Raw genomic sequence first — 19,322 nt, forward strand, 5'->3', positions numbered from 1 at the left:
AATCGATGAGTAAATAACCGTGCAATTTATTGACTCTCATTGCCATCTCGATTTTAGTGAATTTGACTCAAACCGTGAGTCACTTATAAACGAGTGTGTAGCAAAGGGAGTTAATCAGTTTATTGTGCCAGGTATTACGCTTGCTCAATCGCGTACTCTCATAAAGCTCAAAGCAACCTATCCAAGTATAAAAATAGCCGCAGGGTTACATCCTTATTTTTTAGAACAACATCAAGAATCGCACATTGAAGCGCTATATGAGTTTGCGACTGCAAATAAGCATCAGCTTGTGGCTATTGGAGAATGTGGGCTTGATAGAAGTATTGAAAACCTGTCTAAACAAACTTTTTTGTTTGAGCAGCAAATAGCGTTGTCAAACGAGCTAAGCTTGCCAATCATTGTGCACCATAGACAAAGCCATGATTTAATTGCGCAATCGTTTAAACGTTGTAAGCCAAAAAATGGGGGAGTGATCCATGCATTTTCGGGGTCAATTCAACATGCGCAGTATTATATTAAGCAGGGCTTTAAGCTAGGAGTAGGCGGTGTTATTACCTATGGGCGCGCAGTTAAAACACGGGCTGTTATTGCTGCTATCGAGCCAGAGAATTTAGTGCTAGAAACAGATTCTCCCTCAATGCCCTTAAGCGGCTATCAAGGTGAAGTTAACACGCCATTGCATATACCCGATGTGTTTAATGCATTGTGTGATTTAAAGCCACACAGTAAGAGAGATACGCTTGCAAAATGCCTTTATGATTCTTGCTCAGATGTTTTTCGGATATAACGACTTACCTGCCAACTTTTTAATCCACGCCCTAATTGCCACGTAAAAATACAGGCAATCACTAGCATTAATAGTACTTGGCGACCTAAGTCATGAAAATGGCTATGACTTTGCGCTATGGCTGAGCGGGTTAAATAAGTGACTGACACAAATCCTAGTGGACGGTCGTCATCGCTAACTACGGGCTCTACAAAAGGGGTTTTTAATTTACTAATGCCAGGGGTTGAATCAGGAAGTTGGCCAAAAATATGGTGCGATTGCCAATTATCGCTACTGGCTATTAAAATGCCTTGCTGATCGTAAATAGTGGCTGAAAGTACAAACTCGTCTTTGCTTATATCGTTACAAATAGCATTAAGCTGTGGTTTGTTTTTTTCGATAAGGGGTGTTTTAACATTTAAGGCCATAAATTGAGTCAGGCTTTTTGCTGTGCTATCGGCGCTATCGTAAAGTAACTGATGGCTTTGAAAACTACTGTTTACACCCACCCAGCTTAGTAATACAAAACAGGCAGCCGCAAGAAATAAACGCACAAGTCGCTTTTTTTGAGATGCCGAGATTGGATTTTTAAGATGGTTATTTTTCATAGTCACCGTATATGCTACTGACAGGATTTTAATTTGATGTTACAACTACTACTATAACCTTAAATCCTACCTGATGGCGAATTTAGCGCTAATAATACCTAACATCAATTAGTTTTATATCAGGATAATAAAAATAAACACGGAGATCCCATGTCGAAAACAAGCATGGCACAGCCCAATGCTGAGCAATCACTATCAACGCTCACATTAAATCAATGGTTTAGTTATCAAGGCACCACTTTTTTGCCACTCAATGGTACTCCAAATAGGCAGCGTGGGCTATTTAGTATTGCATTCGCAGGGGATTTTAATAGTGAAAAAATCCAATTAATTGCAGCGTTTTTAGCTAAGCATAATCAAGGCGTTACGGCATTATGCCAATATCAGCCTGATTTAGAGTTAGCACCCGCAATGTGTTTTTATAGCCAAGATGCAAATCAAGCTATAAACCCATTAGTGCTACAAGCGCTCTCAAAAACCTTAGAGTGTCAGCTTGTACAAGTTAATACACCGCCTAACTTATATGAGCCTGGCTTATTGGTTATGGATATGGATTCAACAGCGATTACGATTGAGTGCATTGATGAAATAGCACGCTTAGCAAATGTATACGATGACGTTGCGTCAGTTACTGCGCTTGCAATGGCGGGTAAGCTTGATTTTAGCGAAAGCTTAAATCAACGAGTGGCTAAGCTTGAGGGTATTGAAAAAAGCTTAATTGAAGAATTAAAATATTCACTCCCTTTAATGCCCGGTATTAAAGCATTATGCCAAATTTTAAAGCAGCACAACTGGTATTTAGCAATTGCATCGGGTGGTTTTGTACCGTTTGCAGAGCGAGTGCAAGAGTTGATTAGCTTAGATGAAGTACATGCAAATATACTTGAGTTTAAGAATAATAAATTAACGGGTAAAGTGCTTGGCACAATTGTGGATGCGCAGCAAAAAGCGGTGGTTTTAGAGTCATTGCAGCAAAAGCTAGGGCTTATAAAAACGCAAACAGTGGCTATTGGTGACGGCGCGAACGATTTAGTGATGATGGCTAAAGCAGGTTTGGGTGTTGCAGTGCATGGCAAGGCTAAAGTAGTTGAACAAGCTCAAGCGGCTATTTGCCAAGGATCGTTACTACAACTGTTGTATATGTTGGCTATTCCCTTAGATAAAGAGCCCGCTCTTTAGAGTTGTTTAAATTAAACCGCTTAGCGTAAGCGGTTTAACCACATGAGTTTACGACGTCCCATTTGTTCAACTTCTTGCTGATTAAGGTCTAAATGGCCAAGCGCTTCCTCCGTAATATCTACTATGTCACCTACACCAGTCACAGACCATAATGCATCCTCTAATTCCTTTGCTTTGTGAATAGCGTAATGAGTTACATACTTCAGCTCATTAGATAAATAATCAGTATCGGGGCGGCCGGTGCGAGATATAAATAAACGCATAACGAAAATGAGTTCAGATTTAATGCCACTTTTTATCTGCTTTAAGCTTTTTTGATAATCATCGCCGAGTATACATTGGCTTGTAATTGCATCTTCAATGTTGCTTACGCGAGGATTAAAATTAATAACAAGGGTAAATGGTAAAGGCGGATCTTTTCGGCTGCGATCTTTTATATTGGGGGTAATAACATTAAAAAGATCTTCTTTACTTAATATGCTCGAAAAGTCTGTTTTATTATTTAATAGACCAAAATTTTGCAAAATTGTATGTAGTGGGCTTGCGTATAAGCCAAAACCTACAGCGCCAATTTTAAAGTGGGCTGCTTCTTTATTTAGATATAACGGGAATTGGCAAATACTTTTTGTCACCATATTTCTTAAGGCGGTAGAAATACCTTCAACTTCAGGCTCTTCTTCGGATATTTTTAACTTATCTTTATTTTTTTCAATTAGCTGGGTGAAAAAGCCAACCCCAGTATGCTCTGCATCAGCCTCCTCATTTGCTTTTAAATTTAATGTGACGAGTGTTTTTCCAACGGCCATAACTTCATATTTTAATTCTTTTAGATTATAGTTTTTCGTTATTTTTTGTAGATCAGGGAATGAGAGTAGCGCAATATCACCTTTACTAAATGTGGTCGATTGTTTGCATTCTAGCTGCAAACCCATCACTGAAAAATCCCGAGTATGGCCATCAATAGTCACACCATTAATATTTACTTCTACAGACGTTTTGTATAAATAGCGTTTTTGTGAGCGCAAATTTATATATTCCAGGGCGACGGTATCTAAATGTGGAGGAACTTTGTGCTTAGTATGCCCAAATAACTTTAGTTGATTAACAAGAGACTTATCGTAATCCGTTCTTTGGTAATTATGTTTTTCAATAGAATTACCAACACTTGTTAACACAACTAAATATTTAACGTTTTTTATAAGGCCTTCAACACGTGGGATCGGTGGGCGATTTAGTTTTGCAATGTTTGCGCTTACGCTATTTGGCAGTGATAAAGGGATATATGAGTCGCTTGGATGACTTGGCATTATTTGAATTTTAAAGCATTGCCAATTTTCTTTTTGGCTACCTAGGCCTAAAAATAATTTTTTTAGTTCAGAATTAGTATTAAGTTCGCTGCGGGTGGCTGAGTAATAATAAATCTTCCCAGATACGATATGCGTAAAAGTGTAAAGATAATCTTCTTTTATAGCCGTAGGTTGAGTAAGCAGTTTTTTAATGCGCTTGTGGTTAAGCACGCTATACAAACATGACGCTTTTCTTTCGTCAGTAAAGTATCGTTGAATAAAAATGTTGTTTTCAGTGGTTAAACTCAGGCTTGGGTAATACTGTTCATCTTTTTTACTTAAAAATACATATAACGACGTTACACGTGGAATATAAAACTGCTCATAGCCTTTAGAAACTACCGCATCAAGTGTGTTATCTAGATTAACTTTATAGCGACGTTTATTCCCGTTGATAAAGCTGTTTAAAAAGTTATCGAAGGTATCGTTTTTTTCTATATAGGTACGCTTTAGTCGAACATGATTAAATTCAGGAGAGGTATTTTCAATAGCAACAACTTCATATTGGATGCCATTTTTTAAACCTAGCTCAAAATCTTGTTCAAGGCCAACCAGACGCATTGCTATTAGCTGACCTTTTCTTATAATATTTTCAGTGGCAAGCTTTACCTTACAGCCACTTAAGGAAATATCAGAGGTACTAGCAGAAATGTTTTTCTTATCATTATATTCAATCGTTACTTTAATTGAATAATTCATCCGCTCTTCGCAACGGCTTTCGTAAGAGGCAAATTTAACTACATCGGTGCTTAATAGGCTATCTAGTACTTGCTGTTGCTCCTGATCTTTATCTTGTATATCCCGATTGTGGTTTCTTGTGCTCAGTACCGCCTCGTAAACAGCCAAGGTATATTCACCGTATTGTTTTAAGGCTTTTTCAAACGCTTCAATAGCAGCATCATCCATGAAGTGCTGTTTACCATTATGCTCGTAAGGTTTTACTAACCCGCTAACTGAACCTCGTAAGTCAATAAAGCGGGCAACAGGCTGAGATAAACGCGACATTTCCATTTTAATTAAAAACTGTTCAGGTTTGGTTAGCCCTGTTGTTTTCGATTTGAAAATTAGGTCGAACTTAGTATTACCTAAATATTGTTTCAGCTCATTCACAAGGTCTTCGTGCTTGAGTAATATGTCATCAGCCATTTATAAAACCATCACCGTCTAATTTAAAAGTAGGTATACTGAGAAGCTAATTTATTAGAAAATTAATTAACGTAAATCGCACCGTTATTAATACAGGTATGATTATTTGAGTAATTGTAATTTAGCTCTTGTTATTATGTGTTATGCGCCATTTTATTGGCAAGTTACTTTAAACCATTTCTAAAGCAATAAGTATGCCCTAAATTAGAGAAAAAAAGAAAACAGCATTTGCATGCAATAATTGTTGTGTTAAGTCTTGTAACAACAAGAGTATGTTACTAAGCAAGAGTTTGAAATGCTAAAGTAGGTATTTAATAGTAAATATTTAAAAAATAGTAGGTAAGGTTATTAATGGCAAAAGCGGCAAAAGTAGAGTTTGTTTGTACTGAATGTGGTATGAATTACCAGCGGTGGCAAGGGCAATGCCGTTGTGGTGCATGGAATACATTAGCAGAATTTAAACCCTCAGCAGGGCAAAGTAAAAAATCATCAGTAAGAGCCAGTGTTGCAGGTTACGCTGGTGGAATTGGTGGCGGCTCTAAAAAAATTAATGATATTACGACATCTGAAGCTGAAAAACAGCTAACTGAAATAGGTGAACTCGATCGTGTTTTAAGCGGAGGCGTAACAACGGGATCGGTTAATATTATATCGGGCGATCCTGGTGCAGGTAAAACAACCTTACTATCAGATTTAGTTGCCAGAATGTCACAACGTATGCCCTCACTTTACTGTACGGCTGAGGAGTCTTTATCGCAGTTTAAAAACAGAGTAAATCGTTTAAAACTAAATTATAACGCTGATGAACTTTATTTACTTTCAGAAACTAGCGTTGAAACGATAATTGAAGAGCTTGATAAAAATAAAATTAAATTTGCAGTTATTGACTCTATTCAAGCAGTTGTAACGGATACTGCAAATGGTAGCCCAGGCTCGCCTTCACAAGTAAAAAGCGCCGCTCAGGCATTAACTCAATACTGTAAGCAAAATGATGTCACTATGTTCATCATTGCTCATGTAAATAAAAATAATGAAATAGCCGGCCCGCAAACGCTGGTGCACATAGTAGATGCGCTTTTACATATTGACACCAATGATGGGCAAATTCGAACGCTTCGTGCAAATAAAAACCGCTTTGGTGATATTGATACGGTGGGCATTTTTAAAATGTGTGAGCGCGGTATGTTAAGCGTTGATAACCCAAGTGAAATTTTCTTATCAGGATCAACGACCGACTCACCAGGCTCCACAATTACCTGCATTCGTAAAGGTAATCGTAATTTATTGCTCGAAATTCAATGTTTAACCACCGAAATCGAGGCGGAATTTCCACAGCGTGTGTGCGTTGGTTTAAATATGAACCGCATAAAAATGCTGACTGGTATATTACGCAAGCACACTAAAACTAAAATATTTCATGATACATTTTTTAATATTGTGGGTGGTTTAAGAATTGATGAAACAGAAACTTGTATTGATTTAGCGCTAGTTACCGCACTGCTTAGTAGCTTGAATGAATTTGTTGTGCCTCGTACTACGTGTATTATGGGCGAGCTTAGCTTAAATGGCGATGTACGCCCAATTGACAGCGGTGTACCGCGAGTTAAGGAAGCGGCGCAGCATGGGTTTACTGAAATATTTATTCCATTTCGTAATTATCATAAATCGATGGAAGGACTGGGCGCTAAAATCACCCCAGTAAAAACAGTGCATGAGCTACTTAGCCTAATTAATTAACACTTAACCGATAATGTTCTCAATGTTATTCTTGAGCTGAGTTGGTTTATATAAAGAATAGAATAAGGAAATAAAATGAAAAAATTAGTTATAGCTGTCGCTATTATTGCAGCCGGTATTGGTGGCGTAAGTTACGCAAATTACGTGGCAACGCAAGAAGTTCGCACAGAAGTAGATAAACAACTAGCTTTAGTTACTGAGCAAACAGGTGCTACGTTTAAGTATACAGAGCTGTCGGCCAGTGTCATTTCTAAAAGTGTGGAAATTATTAATATGGAAGTTACGAGCCCAGAGGGTGATAACGTGGCGCATATTCAAAGCATTGAATTGACTGGTTATGAAACAGATAAAATTTCACCGTATACATCACTGGATGTAAAAAGCTTTCAATTTAATAAAGACTTCGTAGCGAAGCTACCAGCAGATACAAATACAATGTTAGCATCGGCAAGTTACGATTTACACTCGTCATTAGATTATGATGAAAACTCAGGCGACAGTGATATCGTTATTAAGCTTGATGCAAAAGATATTGTTAGTTTTAATATGGATGTTGGATTGGCGAATTCTAAAGCGCTAATGGATGCATCTCTTGCGATCAATAAAACACAGCAAGAAGCAGATAATGAATCGTTTTCTTATGAGCAGCAGTTACAAGAACAAACGCTAATTATGCAAGCTATCAGTAAGCTAGAGCCTCGCAGTATGAATTTCGTCTTAAATGATCAAGGTGATCTTAAAGCTCTATTAGAAAGCGAACTTAAAAAGCAGGGCATGACGTTAGAGCAAATGCAGATGATGGTTGAACAGCAGCTACAACAGGCCCCTGTAACCCCAGAAATAGCACAAGCAATCAGTGGTTTTGTGAAAGGATTAAACTCATTTTCTATGTCAGCAAAATTACCTGAAGGTAAAACGATGATAGAAGTGAATCAACAAATAATGATGTTAATGGGCCAACCTGAAGAGCTGGTTAAGTTTATTAACTTAGAAGTTAAAGGTAGTTAACCAAGCTAATTAAAGATAAATATTTAATTATGTACCTATAACAAAGGCGTCAATTGGCGCCTTTGTTATTTTAAGTTATTAACCAGAGTTCAGGCTAATTAGTAATTTTGATCGCCAAAACAACTTACTTTAATAATATCGGTGATTATTTGTTGTGATGGTTTTATTTTTTCCATTGCTAAAAATTCGTCAGGTTGATGTGCTTGGTTAATTGAGCCTGGCCCCATTACAATAGTTTCACACCCTAGTTGCTGAATAAAAGGTGCTTCGGTACAGTAATTTACTGCAATGGCTTTTTGCCCTGCTATTTTTTCAGCTAATATCACCAAAGCACTGTCGGTGCTGCCAGTAAAAGCGGGGATCGGCTCGTGTAGATCAATGACGCTGACCGCATTAGGGTATTGCTGATTAATCTCTTTAGTTGCGTCAAGTACTAATGCTTGCAACTCTTTCACACTTAGCCCTGGAAGCGGTCGCATATCTATATGCATTTCGCAGCAACCACAAATTCTATTCGCGTTGTCACCACCATGAATATTACCAAAATTCAATGTAGGGTAAGGTATTTTAAAGTGGCTTAATGAATATTTATGCTTTAACTGCTCTTTTAAGATCAATAATTTTGAAGTCACTTTATGCATGATTTCTATGGCGTTGAGACCACGTTCGGGATCGGAGCTATGCCCTGAACGTCCAATTACTCTAATTGCTGTACTCATATGTCCTTTATGTGTAAATACTGGAGTCATATCAGTCGGTTCGCCAATGATACAGCGCGCAGGTTTTAAATTTGGGTGCCTACAAATTTGTTGTGCACCGGCCATTGTAGTTTCTTCGTCGGCAGTGGCGAGTATTAAAATAGGTTGAGTTTGCTGTTTTTCATCAAGTTCACTAACAGCTTGTAGCACAAAAGCAAAAAAACCTTTCATATCAATGCTTCCCAGCCCGTATAATTTATTATCGAGTTCGGTAAGTTTAAATGGGTTGTGATTCCAGCGGCTATCATCAAACGGTACTGTATCGGTGTGACCCGCAAGCATTAACCCACCATCACCTTCTCCGCGTCTGGCTAATAAATTATAGCGCCCTTTGCCTCCTTCTAATTCAATGATTTCACATGTAAAGCCAAGTGTTTCACACCACCTCGCAAGAAGTTCGATTACGTTTTTATTGCTCATACACAGGTTGTCTTCAATAGCACTGATAGACGGGGCTGCAATCAATTGTTGATACATAGAAATAAACGATGGCAAAGGCATAAAAAATCCAAAATAAGTATTCAATTTAATTGCATAACAATATAAAAGTATTTATGATGAATATCAATTCACTTTTTAAGCATAAATATATTGAAAGTAACGTTATGAAAACAGTGCGACGATAATCAAAATTCATTAATAAAAGGCTGAATTAGCGCCAAGGCTAGTTTAAGCGAACATTATAGGTAAGTAATAACTAATTTTAAGATAACGAGTAACAAATGAATGTAGTGATTATTGGCGCAAGTGGATACAGCGGCGCAGAGTTAGCAAGTTTAGTTGCTAAACACCCAAACTTAACGTTAACAGGCTGTTATGTATCTGAGGGTAGCTTAGATAAAAAAAAATTGCTGAGTGATTTATACCCAGAGCATCTCGGCTTGCTTGACCTACCATTACTTCCTCTTAGTGAATCAGCTTTTGATGACATCCAAATTGGTGCTGATTATGTGTGTTTATGTACTGATCATAAAGTGAGTGTTGATTTAGCACCGCGTTTTTTAGCAATGAGTAAAAAGGTCTTTGATTTATCTGGCGGTTATCGCCTTGCGAGCAATGATGATTACGTTACCTACTATGGTTTTGAGCACAAACATCCTGAGTTATTAAATAAAGCTGCTTATGGTTTAGCTGAATGGAATGGCGATGCAATTGCTGAAGCTCAATTAGTTGCTGTGGCAGGGTGTTACCCTACAGCTGCACTTAATGCATTGAAACCCCTACAACAAGCAGGTTTGTTAAGCGAGCAACGTATTATCATTAATGCGGTGTCGGGTGTAACTGGTGCTGGGCGTAAAGCCAGTGTAGGTACTCATTTTTGTGAGGTATCACTTGCTCCTTATGGTTTATTTAACCACCGTCACGGTCCTGAAATTGAGCAACACCTTGGTCACCAAGTCTTATTTACGCCGCACTTAGGCAATTTTCCTCGTGGTATTTTAGAAACTATTTATGTGCAGTTAAAGCCTGAGGTAACAAGTGAGCAAGTAACACAAGCGTATCAGGTACTTGCCGATGAGCCACTTATTCGTTTATTAGGCGATAAAATCCCATCAATAAAAGGTGTAGCTAAGCAACCTTATGTTGATATTGGTTGGCAGCAGCAAGGATCGCAATTAATTGTTATTGCAGCAATAGATAATTTATTAAAAGGTGCTGCAGGTCAAGCTTTACAGTGTATTAATCTATCAATGAATTTAGAGCATACCACGGGCTTAAAAGGAGCGTTTTAAATGAGTAAAGAAACGTGGGTTATTAAACTAGGTGGTGCTGTACTTAATACAGAAAACGCGGCTAAAGCATTGTTTGATGTACTTAATGAGCAACAAAATGCTCAGTTTGTAATTGTTCATGGCGGTGGTTCTTTAGTAGACACGTGGCTAAAAGGGGCTGGTTTTGCTAGTGCTAAACACCAAGGTTTACGTATTAGTCCAGCAGAGCAAATGCCTTATATAGTGGGTGCACTCGCAGGTTGTGCAAATAAACAATTAATGGCTCAAGCTATTCGTACTGGTCATAAGCCTGTTGGTTTGAGTCTTTTCGAGGCGGGTGTTAGCGCTACACAAAAGTTAAAAGCACTTTGTTTAGTAGGTAAATGCACAAGTAACGATGATTCTATTATTAACGATTTACTTAAACTTGGCCGCTTACCGATCGTTAGCTCTATCGGTTTTGATGAGCAAGGCCTTTGGTATAACGTAAATGCTGATGAAGCTGCAGCGGCTATTGCTAGTAATTTAAACGCAGAACTCATTTTTATGACGGATGTAGAAGCGGTACTTGACGTAAATAAACAACCGCTACATCAACTTGACACAAAACACATTGATACTTTAATAGATGAAGGAGTAATTGTGGGCGGGATGGAGGTCAAAGTTAAGACCAGCCTTCACGCTGCCCAACATTTACGACGCGGTGTGTATATTTCCAGCTGGCAAAAGCCAGAAAATTTAACTGACTTGCTTGAAGGCAAGCATGTCGGAACGAAGATTACACCATAGGTTTATTATGTTTAAGAATTTTTTAACCGGTTTAGAGTTAGACCAACAAAGCGCACTTAATTTATTAAAGTTAGCGCGCGATATAAAAGCAAAGCCAGAAAAATACAGCCAAGTATTATCGGGTAAATCAATCGTAACATTGTTTGAAAAACAAAGTTTACGTACTCGTTTATCATTTGATATTGGTATAAATCGTTTAGGTGGTCATGCAGTTTATTTAGATCAGCAAAATGGTGCTATGGGCGCACGTGAATCAATTAAAGATTTCGCACTTAATATTTCTACTTGGGCCGACGGTCTTGTGGCGCGTGTAAATCAGCACAGTACATTAGCTACGTTAGGTGAGTTCTCATCGGTACCTGTAGTAAATAGTTTGTGTGATTTGTATCACCCATGCCAAGCACTGGCTGATTTTTTAACGCTTCAAGAAGTACATGGCGATGTGAGTCAGCTTAAAGTTGCTTACTTAGGTGAAGGTAATAACGTGACTCATTCATTGATGTTACTTGCTGCTACTTTAGGTACTGACTTTGTTGCTGTAACACCAAAAGGGTGTTCGCCTGATTCACAAATACTTAAAAAAGCAGAGCAAATTGCAGCAATGAATGGTGCATCAGTTATGGTAAGTGACCGTGTTGAAGCTGCTGTTGGTGCAAACGTTGTATACGCAGATACATGGGTATCAATGGGTGATACAACACCGCTTGAGCAAGTTAAAGAAAAATATATGCCTTATCAATTAAATCAGGCATTACTAAATCAAACCGGTGCAACTACGGTTTTACATTGCCAACCGGCACACCGTGAATTTGAAATTACCTCTGAGGTAATGGATGGTCCAGCATCAAAAATTATTCAACAAGCAGAGAACCGCATGCATGCGCAAAATGCTCTGCTAGTGACGTTACTAAATCCAAATTTTGTTAAGGAACACCTATGAGTTCAATTAAAAAAGTCGTTTTAGCCTATTCAGGTGGTCTTGATACATCGGCTATTGTGCCATGGTTAAAAGAAAACTACGGCTGCGAAGTAATCGCGTTTGTAGCTGATGTAGGCCAAGGCGCAGAAGAACTTGAAGGCGTAGAAGCTAAAGCAATCGCCTCTGGTGCTTCAGAATGTTATGTAGTTGACTTAAAAGATGAAATGGTAAGTGATTACATTTACCCAACACTTAAAACCGGTTCAATTTACGAAGGTACTTATTTATTAGGTACTTCTATGGCGCGCCCTATTATTGCTAAAGCACAGGTTGAAATTGCACGTAAAGTAGGTGCTGATGCACTTTCTCATGGTTGTACAGGTAAAGGTAATGATCAAGTTCGTTTTGAATCATGTTTTGCGGCCCTTGCCCCTGATTTAAAAGTAATTGCGCCATGGCGTGAGTGGGATTTATCCAGTCGTGAATCATTACTTGATTACTTAGCAGAGCGTGATATTCCCTGTTCAGCGTCAGCTACAAAAATTTATAGTCGTGATGCCAATGCATGGCATATTTCGCACGAAGGTGGCGAGCTTGAAGACCCTTGGTGTCAACCCACAGAGCAAGTATGGACTTGGACTAACTCTCCAGAGCAAGCACCAGACAAATCAGAATTAGTAACATTAAAAGTTGTTGAAGGCGAAGTGGTTGCTGTAAATGGCGTCGAGCTTAAACCATACGATTGTTTGGTTAAATTAAACGATATTGCATCGCCTCATGGTGTTGGACGTGTTGATATTGTAGAAAACCGTTTAGTCGGTATGAAATCACGCGGTTGTTATGAAACCCCTGGCGGCACTGTAATTATGGCTGCACTTCAAGCAATTGACGAGCTAGTACTTGATAAAGCAAGCCGTAAATGGAAAGAAGTATTGGGTGGTGAATTTTCGCATTTAGTATATGACGGCCGTTGGTTTACGCCACTTAAAGACTCTATTTTAGCCGGTGCTGAAGCACTTTCTAAAGTGGCAACAGGTGAAGTGGTACTTAAGCTATATAAAGGCCAAGTAACGGCGGTTCAAAAGCAGTCACCAAATAGCTTATACAGTGAAGCATTTGCTACATTTGGCGAAGACGATGTATACGACCAATCGCACGCTGAAGGCTTTATCCGTTTATTCTCGCTTTCAAGCAGAATTTCAGCGCTAGCTAAAAAATAATTATTACGCCCCAGTAAAAGGGGCAATACAGGGTTTGGAGATATTTCATGGCATTATGGGGCGGACGTTTTTCTACGGGTCCAGATGAGGCGTTTAAGCAATTTAACGACTCTCTTCCCTTCGATTATCAGTTAGCAGAGCAAGATATTATCGGCTCTGTGGCATGGGCTGGCGCACTTGAGCAAGTCAATGTGTTATCAAACGATGAACACAAAAAACTCGTTGCGGCATTGTATGAGTTACTTGAAGAAGTAAAAGGTGATCCACTTGCTGTAGTAACATCAGGCGCAGAGGATATTCATTCACATGTTGAGGCTGCATTAATCGAAAAAGTAGGTGATTTAGCTAAAAAATTACATACAGGCAGAAGCCGTAATGACCAAGTAGCCACCGACTTTAGATTATGGTGTAGGGATACAGCCGAGCATATTTTAAAAGCAATCGCACAATTAAAAGGTGAATTTGTAGCGCTTGCTGAGCGAGAACTCGGTACTATTTTGCCAGGTTACACTCATTTACAGCGCGCTCAACCAGTACTATTTAGTCACTGGTGTATGGCATACGTTGAAATGCTGGAACGCGACGAAAGCCGTTTACAAGACGCTAAAGCCCGTATGAACTATTGCCCGCTAGGCAGTGGCGCGTTGGCTGGCACTGCTTATCCAATTGATCGTCAAGCACTTGCGCAAGGTTTGGGTTTTACCGGAGCAACAAAAAATAGTCTTGATGGCGTATCCGATCGCGATTTTGTTGTAGAGTTATTAAGCTGTGCGTCAATTTCGATGATTCATTTATCGCGTATGTCAGAAGATTTAATATTTTATAACTCGGGTGAAGCTGGTTTTATAGAGCTTGCAGATAACGTGACATCTGGTTCGTCTTTAATGCCACAAAAAAAGAATCCAGACGCACTCGAACTTATTCGCGGTAAAACGGGTCGTGTATTTGGTGCATTCAGTGCAATGATGATGACGTTAAAAGCACTTCCATTGGCTTATAACAAAGACATGCAAGAAGATAAAGAAGGCATTTTCGACGCGATGCCAACATGGCTTGCGTGTATTCATATGGCTCAAGCATGTATTAAAGGTATAAAAGTAAAAGGCGAGCGTACGCTTGCGGCTGCTAAAGGGGGTCATGCTAATGCCACCGAACTTGCTGATTACTTAGTTGCTAAAGGAGTGCCATTTAGAGAAGGGCATCACATTGTAGGTGTTTTAGTGCAGCTTGCGATTAGCGAAGGTAAAACGCTTGAAGCACTTTCGCTTGAACAGTACAAATCAGTAAATGATGTTTTTGAAGACGATGTATATCCGGTTTTAGAAATAGACGCATGTATAAAAGCCCGTCAAGCTTTTGGCGGCACATCGATGGCGCAAGTAACGGGGGCAATTAAAGCCGCCAAAAAAAAACAGCAAATAACGGTTCGTGATGCAAATCTAGATGATGTTGAGTCAATAGCTAAGCTCATTCAGCACTGGGCTACAGTAGGTGAAAACTTACCGCGTGCAAAAAGTGACATGGTGCATTCTATAAATGAATTTGCGGTTACTGAAATTAACGGTAGGGTAACAGGTTGCGCTTCTTTATATATTTACGATACGGGACTTGCTGAAATACGCTCATTAGGAATAGATCCACACAGTACAGTAACGGGACAAGGAAGGCAGTTAGTTGACCATCTATTAATAAAAGCCAAAAAATTGGCACTAAATAGAGTCATAGTGCTAACGCGTGTACCAGAATTTTTCGAAAAACAGTGCTTTATATTTTGTACAAAAGAGAGTTTGCCTGAAAAAGTAATGAAAGACTGTGAGCTTTGTCTTCGTAAAGATAATTGTGACGAAGTCGCAATGGAATATATTTTAAGGTTAAGTAAAAGCGCGGAGATCCCGTGTAAATACGTAGCTTAAATTCCCTAGATACAAAAGCGTACGGTTATCTCTGTGCGCTTTTATTACAATTCGCTTAATTAAGTGATCTATTTTGAAGTAAGAAAATCTTGTTAATAGCAAGGCAAAGTTTCATTATTTGGTTGTTCTCGGTCATTGCTCTGCATTCATTTACCAGCAATTTTTAAAGCAATTAACGCCAAGCTTAATCCTTTAAATTGATTCAGTATTAATGCAAATAGATATTATATGCGTGTGACAGCAATTTTTATTCTTAATTTTCTGGTGTCAAAAAAAATTGGCACACTGGTTGCTTTGATATAAGCCAAGTAGCAGAAATGGCTACTTGGACTAAAATATATAACGTGTTTAACGGTACAATGGTGTGATCAAAAGTTACGCCAAATATAACTTTATAAGGAACAATCACATGCAAATTTCAAACAATAGCCAAGTACAGATGCAAGCATACAATAAAACGCAACAATTAAAGCCTGCAATGGAACAAACTGCTAGCCCTAAAACCTTACAGTCTGATACAGTGACAATCTCTAAAGAAGCGATGGCTGTTAGCGGAGCAGATCTTGAACGTGGTAATACAATTTTGAAGCCTCGCCCTAAGTGATTTTAAGGAACTAAATGTTTTTAGCTGATTTTTTTGGTATGTTTTCTTTATCAGCCCTCGTCATGTGGGCTTTTTTAATGGCCTTTTTCTTTAATTTATTTGTTTATAGTCTAGGCGTTAAAAGAAAGACTACATTACTACTCAGCTCATTCATAATGATGGTTTCATACACAGCTACTGACTACTTTTTTACTTGGCTGTCATATTATAATACTACTTACCTTGATTGGGCGTTGCATGATTTTGCCACGATTCTAACTCTTCTCATAGCCTATAAGTTTTTTAAAAAAGTAACTCCTTCATTTATATATTTAATTTTAGGCCTTTCAATAAATATGCTTCTAGCGACTCTCATGTACTTAGATGTATTTATTTATAGAAACCAAGAACCTTGGTTTTTTTGGGATATATATACATTTACAGTGACGGCTAATGATTTGTTAATGGTTGCAGCTCTCATTATAGATAGAGATTTTTTAGGCCTTCACATACTTAAAAGTAAACTCGTTAGCCTTTTAAAACCTAAAAAAAACTACAAAAGGCTATAACTATCAGTATAGGTTGTGTTTGTGTTTTTCAGCTAAGTTATAATAATTTACGATGAAAACTTATTACCTTGGGTAATCTCATAAGGTGTTTTGTAGCCGTATCTGACTATATTATCTAGAGTAGAAAAGCACTTAATTAGCGCATGCTTATGATGCGCTAATGCAGTCAATGGCTATTAAGAGTCACAGCCTAATTTGGTTTTCAAAGCCTTTACTATAACAGGGTCTACAAATTCGCTGACATCACCGTTGTGACGTGCCACTTCTTTAACAAGTGTTGAGGAAATAAAAGAGTTTCTCTCTGCTGGAGTTAAAAATACACTTTCTAAATCGGGGTTGAGGCGGCGATTCATATTAGCGAGTTGAAACTCGTAATCAAAGTCAGACACCGCTCTAATTCCACGAATCAATACATTGGCGTTATTATCTCTTGCTAAATCTGCCAGCAGCCCTGAAAAACCAATTACTTTCACGTTATCTAAATGACTTAAAATGGTGTTGGCCAGCTCCACACGTTCCTCAAGACTAAAACAAGGTTTTTTACTCGGGTTATGCGCAATAGCGACTAATACGGTATCAAACATTTTTGCAGCACGTTGAATAAGGTCAGTATGACCGTTTGTAAGTGGATCAAAAGTGCCAGGGTAAATTGCAGTTATGTTCATAATATTCACTATTTATTATTTTAACGTTAGTTTAACAGTGTTTTTTGCACAAATCAGCAATTGCAAATAGCAATACTTCAAAGGGAATATGTGGGGTGGGAGTGTTATATGGTAGATATTTGTTTATACTGCATAGCCTCTTTTTTAGTGTAACGTAGCCCTTAGATAATTTGAGTATTAGCATATGAATACCAAGGACAAAATAATACACACCAGTATTTCGTTATTTAACGAACAAGGTGAACGTGCAATATCGACCAATCATATTGCGTCGCATTTAGGGATGAGCCCTGGTAATCTTTACTATCATTTTAAAAATAAAGAAGACATTATTCGTCATATATTTGCACTTTATCGAGATCATTTAAGCACTCACTTTAAACCAATTAATAAAGACGATGATGCTTTTAGCCATTTAACAGCCTACTTAGACTCGTTATTTGAATTGATGTGGCGATATCATTTTTTTTACGACAATCTAGGTGATATTTTATCGCGAGATGCCTATTTAAAGCAGGCCTATATTGACTTTCAATTAGAGTTATTAGAGCAGGTGCGTAAGATTATTCTTGGTTTACGTGATAGTGAAATGATTGCTATAGATGAAGAAGATGCTATTGAGCTGGCCCACACACTAAAGCTTACAGTAAGTTTTTGGACGCCTTATATTAAAGCGCGTAGATTAAGTGGGACACTGTTAGAGCAAGATATTTATCATGGCATTTTAAAAGTACTGACATTATTTAGAGCTTACAGTACGGATAAAAGTATTAATAAGCTTAATCAGTTAAGAGATAAATACACTGAGTTAGCACAACATGCCCAAAGTGATATCTAACGATTAAGTTTTGGTTATTTCCTAGACGCTGAATTTTTTGTTATAATCGCGCGCCAAATGTCTGGGAGCGCGAATTCCCGCAGTCTAAGAGTGAACTATGCTTAAATTTATCGTCAAACTACACCCTGAAATAGCCATTAAAAGCCGTTCAGTCCGTAAACGCTTTACTAAAGTGTTAGAAAATAACATTAAGATTGTATTGCGTCGTGTTGACGAAAAAGTACAAGTAAGAAATAACTGGGATAATATTTCAGTTGTTACTAAGCTTGAAGATGCACAAGTTCGCCTTGAGTTTATCGACAGCCTTAAGCGCATACCTGGCATTGTTCAGTTTATTGAAGTAACCGAAACGCAATTTGAAACACTCGATGATATCTATCAAAAAACCATCGCTTTAGTTGGTCATACTATTATAGGTAAAACCTTTTGCGTACGTGCTAAGCGCATAGGGCAACACGACTTTACCTCAACTGATTTAGAACGCTATGTTGGCGGCGGATTAAATCAGCACATTGAAGGCGCAAGCGTTAAACTTAGCCGCCCAGAAGTAACAATACGCCTAGAAGTAAAAGACGATAAAGCTTACATTGTTTCGCAAACGCATTTTGGTATGGCGGGCTTCCCGTTGCCAACTCAAGAAGATGTACTTTCGCTGATGTCTGGTGGCTTTGATTCTGGCGTAGCAAGCTATCAAATGATTCGAAAAGGTGCGCGTACACACTTTTTATTCTTTAATTTAGGTGGCGCAGCGCACGAAATTGGTGTTAAACAAGCAAGCTATTTTTTATGGAAAAAATACAGTTCAACACACAAAGTTAAATTTATAACTATTGATTTTGAACCCGTTGTCGCTGAAATTTTAGAAAACGTTGAAAACAGCCAAATGGGTGTCGTGCTTAAGCGTATGATGATGCGCGCGGGGAGTGTTGTAGCGCAAAAGCTAAACATTCAAGCACTTGTTACCGGAGAAAGTATTGGGCAAGTATCTAGTCAAACATTAGCTAATTTAAGCGTGATTGACCGTGTTACTGAAACGCTTATTTTACGCCCGCTTATTCAAAACGACAAACAAGAAATTATCAACCTAGCTCGCCAAATTGGTACCGCCGAAATGGCCGAAACGATGCCAGAATACTGTGGTGTTATTTCTAAAAAGCCGACTGTTAAAGCCAAAATTGAAGTAATAGAAGCCGAAGAAGAAAAGTTCGACTTTGATGTGCTTGATACGGTTGTAGATAATGCACGTATAATGGATGTGCGCGATATCGATGTTGAGGCTAAGCAAGAGCTAAAAGAAGCAGAGTCAGTTGCTGATTTACCAGCGGGCGCGGTTGTTGTTGATATTCGCTCGCCAGAGGAAGAAGACGCATCGCCACTTGAGATAGACGGAGTTGAAGTAATACACTTACCATTTTTTCGCTTAGCAACTAAGTTTGGTGATTTACCAAAAAATACGGACTATTATTTATATTGTGATAGAGGCGTAATGAGCCAGCTACAGGCACTTATGTTGCACGAGCAAGGCTTTGATACCGTAAAGGTTTATCGTCCATAAAAGTTAAAAAT

General features: G+C 38.4%; 17 protein-coding genes. 13 read left to right on the forward strand and 4 right to left on the reverse strand.

The genetic code is table 11. The annotated features are described in order from the left end of the window. Positions 1-19: 19 nt before the first annotated feature. The gene (locus H5119_RS05945) at positions 20-787 is read left to right on the forward strand and encodes a TatD family hydrolase (RefSeq protein WP_182701573.1); all 768 of its coding nucleotides are present in this window, start codon (positions 20-22) and stop codon (positions 785-787) included. On the opposite strand, the gene H5119_RS05950 is transcribed toward H5119_RS05945, so the two are convergent. After that, complete coding sequence (locus H5119_RS05950) at positions 754-1,374, reverse strand: AhpA/YtjB family protein (RefSeq protein ID WP_096793605.1); 621 nt, start codon at positions 1,372-1,374, stop codon at positions 754-756. The genes H5119_RS05945 and H5119_RS05950 overlap by 34 nt on opposite strands. Positions 1,375-1,524: 150 nt before the next feature. Between H5119_RS05950 and serB the strand changes: the two genes are divergently transcribed. Then, entirely contained in the window at positions 1,525-2,553 is a 1,029-nt protein-coding gene (gene serB, locus H5119_RS05955) for a phosphoserine phosphatase SerB (RefSeq protein WP_182701574.1), read from the forward strand. Between the two features lie 20 nt (positions 2,554-2,573). Here the strand turns inward: serB and H5119_RS05960 are convergent, their stop codons facing one another. Beyond that, entirely contained in the window at positions 2,574-5,045 is a 2,472-nt protein-coding gene (locus tag H5119_RS05960) for a PilZ domain-containing protein (protein WP_182701575.1), read from the reverse strand. A gap of 351 nt (positions 5,046-5,396) precedes the next feature. Here H5119_RS05960 and radA point away from each other — a divergent pair, with 351 nt between their 5' ends. Both radA and H5119_RS05970 read left to right on the forward strand, forming a co-directional pair. Further along, positions 5,397-6,782, forward strand: coding sequence for a DNA repair protein RadA (gene radA, locus H5119_RS05965; RefSeq protein ID WP_182701576.1), 1,386 nt, complete (start codon positions 5,397-5,399; stop codon positions 6,780-6,782). Positions 6,783-6,857: 75 nt separating this feature from the next. Next, complete coding sequence (locus H5119_RS05970; protein WP_182701577.1) at positions 6,858-7,790, forward strand: hypothetical protein; 933 nt, start codon at positions 6,858-6,860, stop codon at positions 7,788-7,790. A 98-nt stretch (positions 7,791-7,888) separates the two neighbouring features. Here the strand turns inward: H5119_RS05970 and argE are convergent, their stop codons facing one another. Further along, positions 7,889-9,049 carry an acetylornithine deacetylase gene (gene argE / locus H5119_RS05975; RefSeq protein WP_182701578.1) on the reverse strand — a complete coding sequence of 387 codons (1,161 nt, stop codon included), beginning with the start codon at positions 9,047-9,049 and terminating at the stop codon, positions 7,889-7,891. 221 nt (positions 9,050-9,270) lie between these two features. Here argE and argC point away from each other — a divergent pair, with 221 nt between their 5' ends. From argC to H5119_RS06010, 7 genes are all read left to right on the forward strand, one after another. Next, positions 9,271-10,281 carry an N-acetyl-gamma-glutamyl-phosphate reductase gene (gene argC / locus H5119_RS05980; RefSeq protein ID WP_182701579.1) on the forward strand — a complete coding sequence of 337 codons (1,011 nt, stop codon included), beginning with the start codon at positions 9,271-9,273 and terminating at the stop codon, positions 10,279-10,281. After that, positions 10,282-11,049 carry an acetylglutamate kinase gene (gene argB, locus H5119_RS05985; RefSeq protein ID WP_182701580.1) on the forward strand — a complete coding sequence of 256 codons (768 nt, stop codon included), beginning with the start codon at positions 10,282-10,284 and terminating at the stop codon, positions 11,047-11,049. Positions 11,050-11,056: 7 nt separating this feature from the next. Further along, positions 11,057-11,989, forward strand: a complete 933-nt coding sequence (locus tag H5119_RS05990; protein ID WP_182701581.1) for an ornithine carbamoyltransferase — start codon at positions 11,057-11,059, stop codon at positions 11,987-11,989. Then, the gene (locus H5119_RS05995; RefSeq protein WP_007581653.1) at positions 11,986-13,188 is read left to right on the forward strand and encodes an argininosuccinate synthase; all 1,203 of its coding nucleotides are present in this window, start codon (positions 11,986-11,988) and stop codon (positions 13,186-13,188) included. The genes H5119_RS05990 and H5119_RS05995 overlap by 4 nt, the downstream gene beginning before the upstream one ends. Before the next feature lie 47 nt (positions 13,189-13,235). Further along, complete coding sequence (gene argH / locus H5119_RS06000; RefSeq protein ID WP_182701582.1) at positions 13,236-15,101, forward strand: argininosuccinate lyase; 1,866 nt, start codon at positions 13,236-13,238, stop codon at positions 15,099-15,101. A gap of 409 nt (positions 15,102-15,510) precedes the next feature. Further along, entirely contained in the window at positions 15,511-15,705 is a 195-nt protein-coding gene (locus H5119_RS06005; RefSeq protein WP_077535758.1) for a hypothetical protein, read from the forward strand. Between the two features lie 14 nt (positions 15,706-15,719). Beyond that, a complete protein-coding gene (locus H5119_RS06010; protein ID WP_077535757.1) occupies positions 15,720-16,253 on the forward strand; it encodes a hypothetical protein in 534 nt (177 codons plus the stop codon). A 176-nt stretch (positions 16,254-16,429) separates the two neighbouring features. On the opposite strand, the gene coaD is transcribed toward H5119_RS06010, so the two are convergent. After that, complete coding sequence (coaD, locus tag H5119_RS06015; RefSeq protein WP_138586620.1) at positions 16,430-16,918, reverse strand: pantetheine-phosphate adenylyltransferase; 489 nt, start codon at positions 16,916-16,918, stop codon at positions 16,430-16,432. 184 nt (positions 16,919-17,102) lie between these two features. Between coaD and H5119_RS06020 the strand changes: the two genes are divergently transcribed. Both H5119_RS06020 and thiI read left to right on the forward strand, forming a co-directional pair. Then, positions 17,103-17,756, forward strand: coding sequence for a TetR/AcrR family transcriptional regulator (locus tag H5119_RS06020; protein WP_077535755.1), 654 nt, complete (start codon positions 17,103-17,105; stop codon positions 17,754-17,756). 97 nt (positions 17,757-17,853) lie between these two features. Further along, positions 17,854-19,311, forward strand: coding sequence for a tRNA uracil 4-sulfurtransferase ThiI (gene thiI, locus H5119_RS06025; protein WP_182701583.1), 1,458 nt, complete (start codon positions 17,854-17,856; stop codon positions 19,309-19,311). Positions 19,312-19,322: the final 11 nt, after the last annotated feature.

The sequence above is a fragment of the Pseudoalteromonas sp. SG45-5 genome (assembly GCF_014164085.1).
Lineage (GTDB): Bacteria > Pseudomonadota > Gammaproteobacteria > Enterobacterales > Alteromonadaceae > Pseudoalteromonas > Pseudoalteromonas aliena.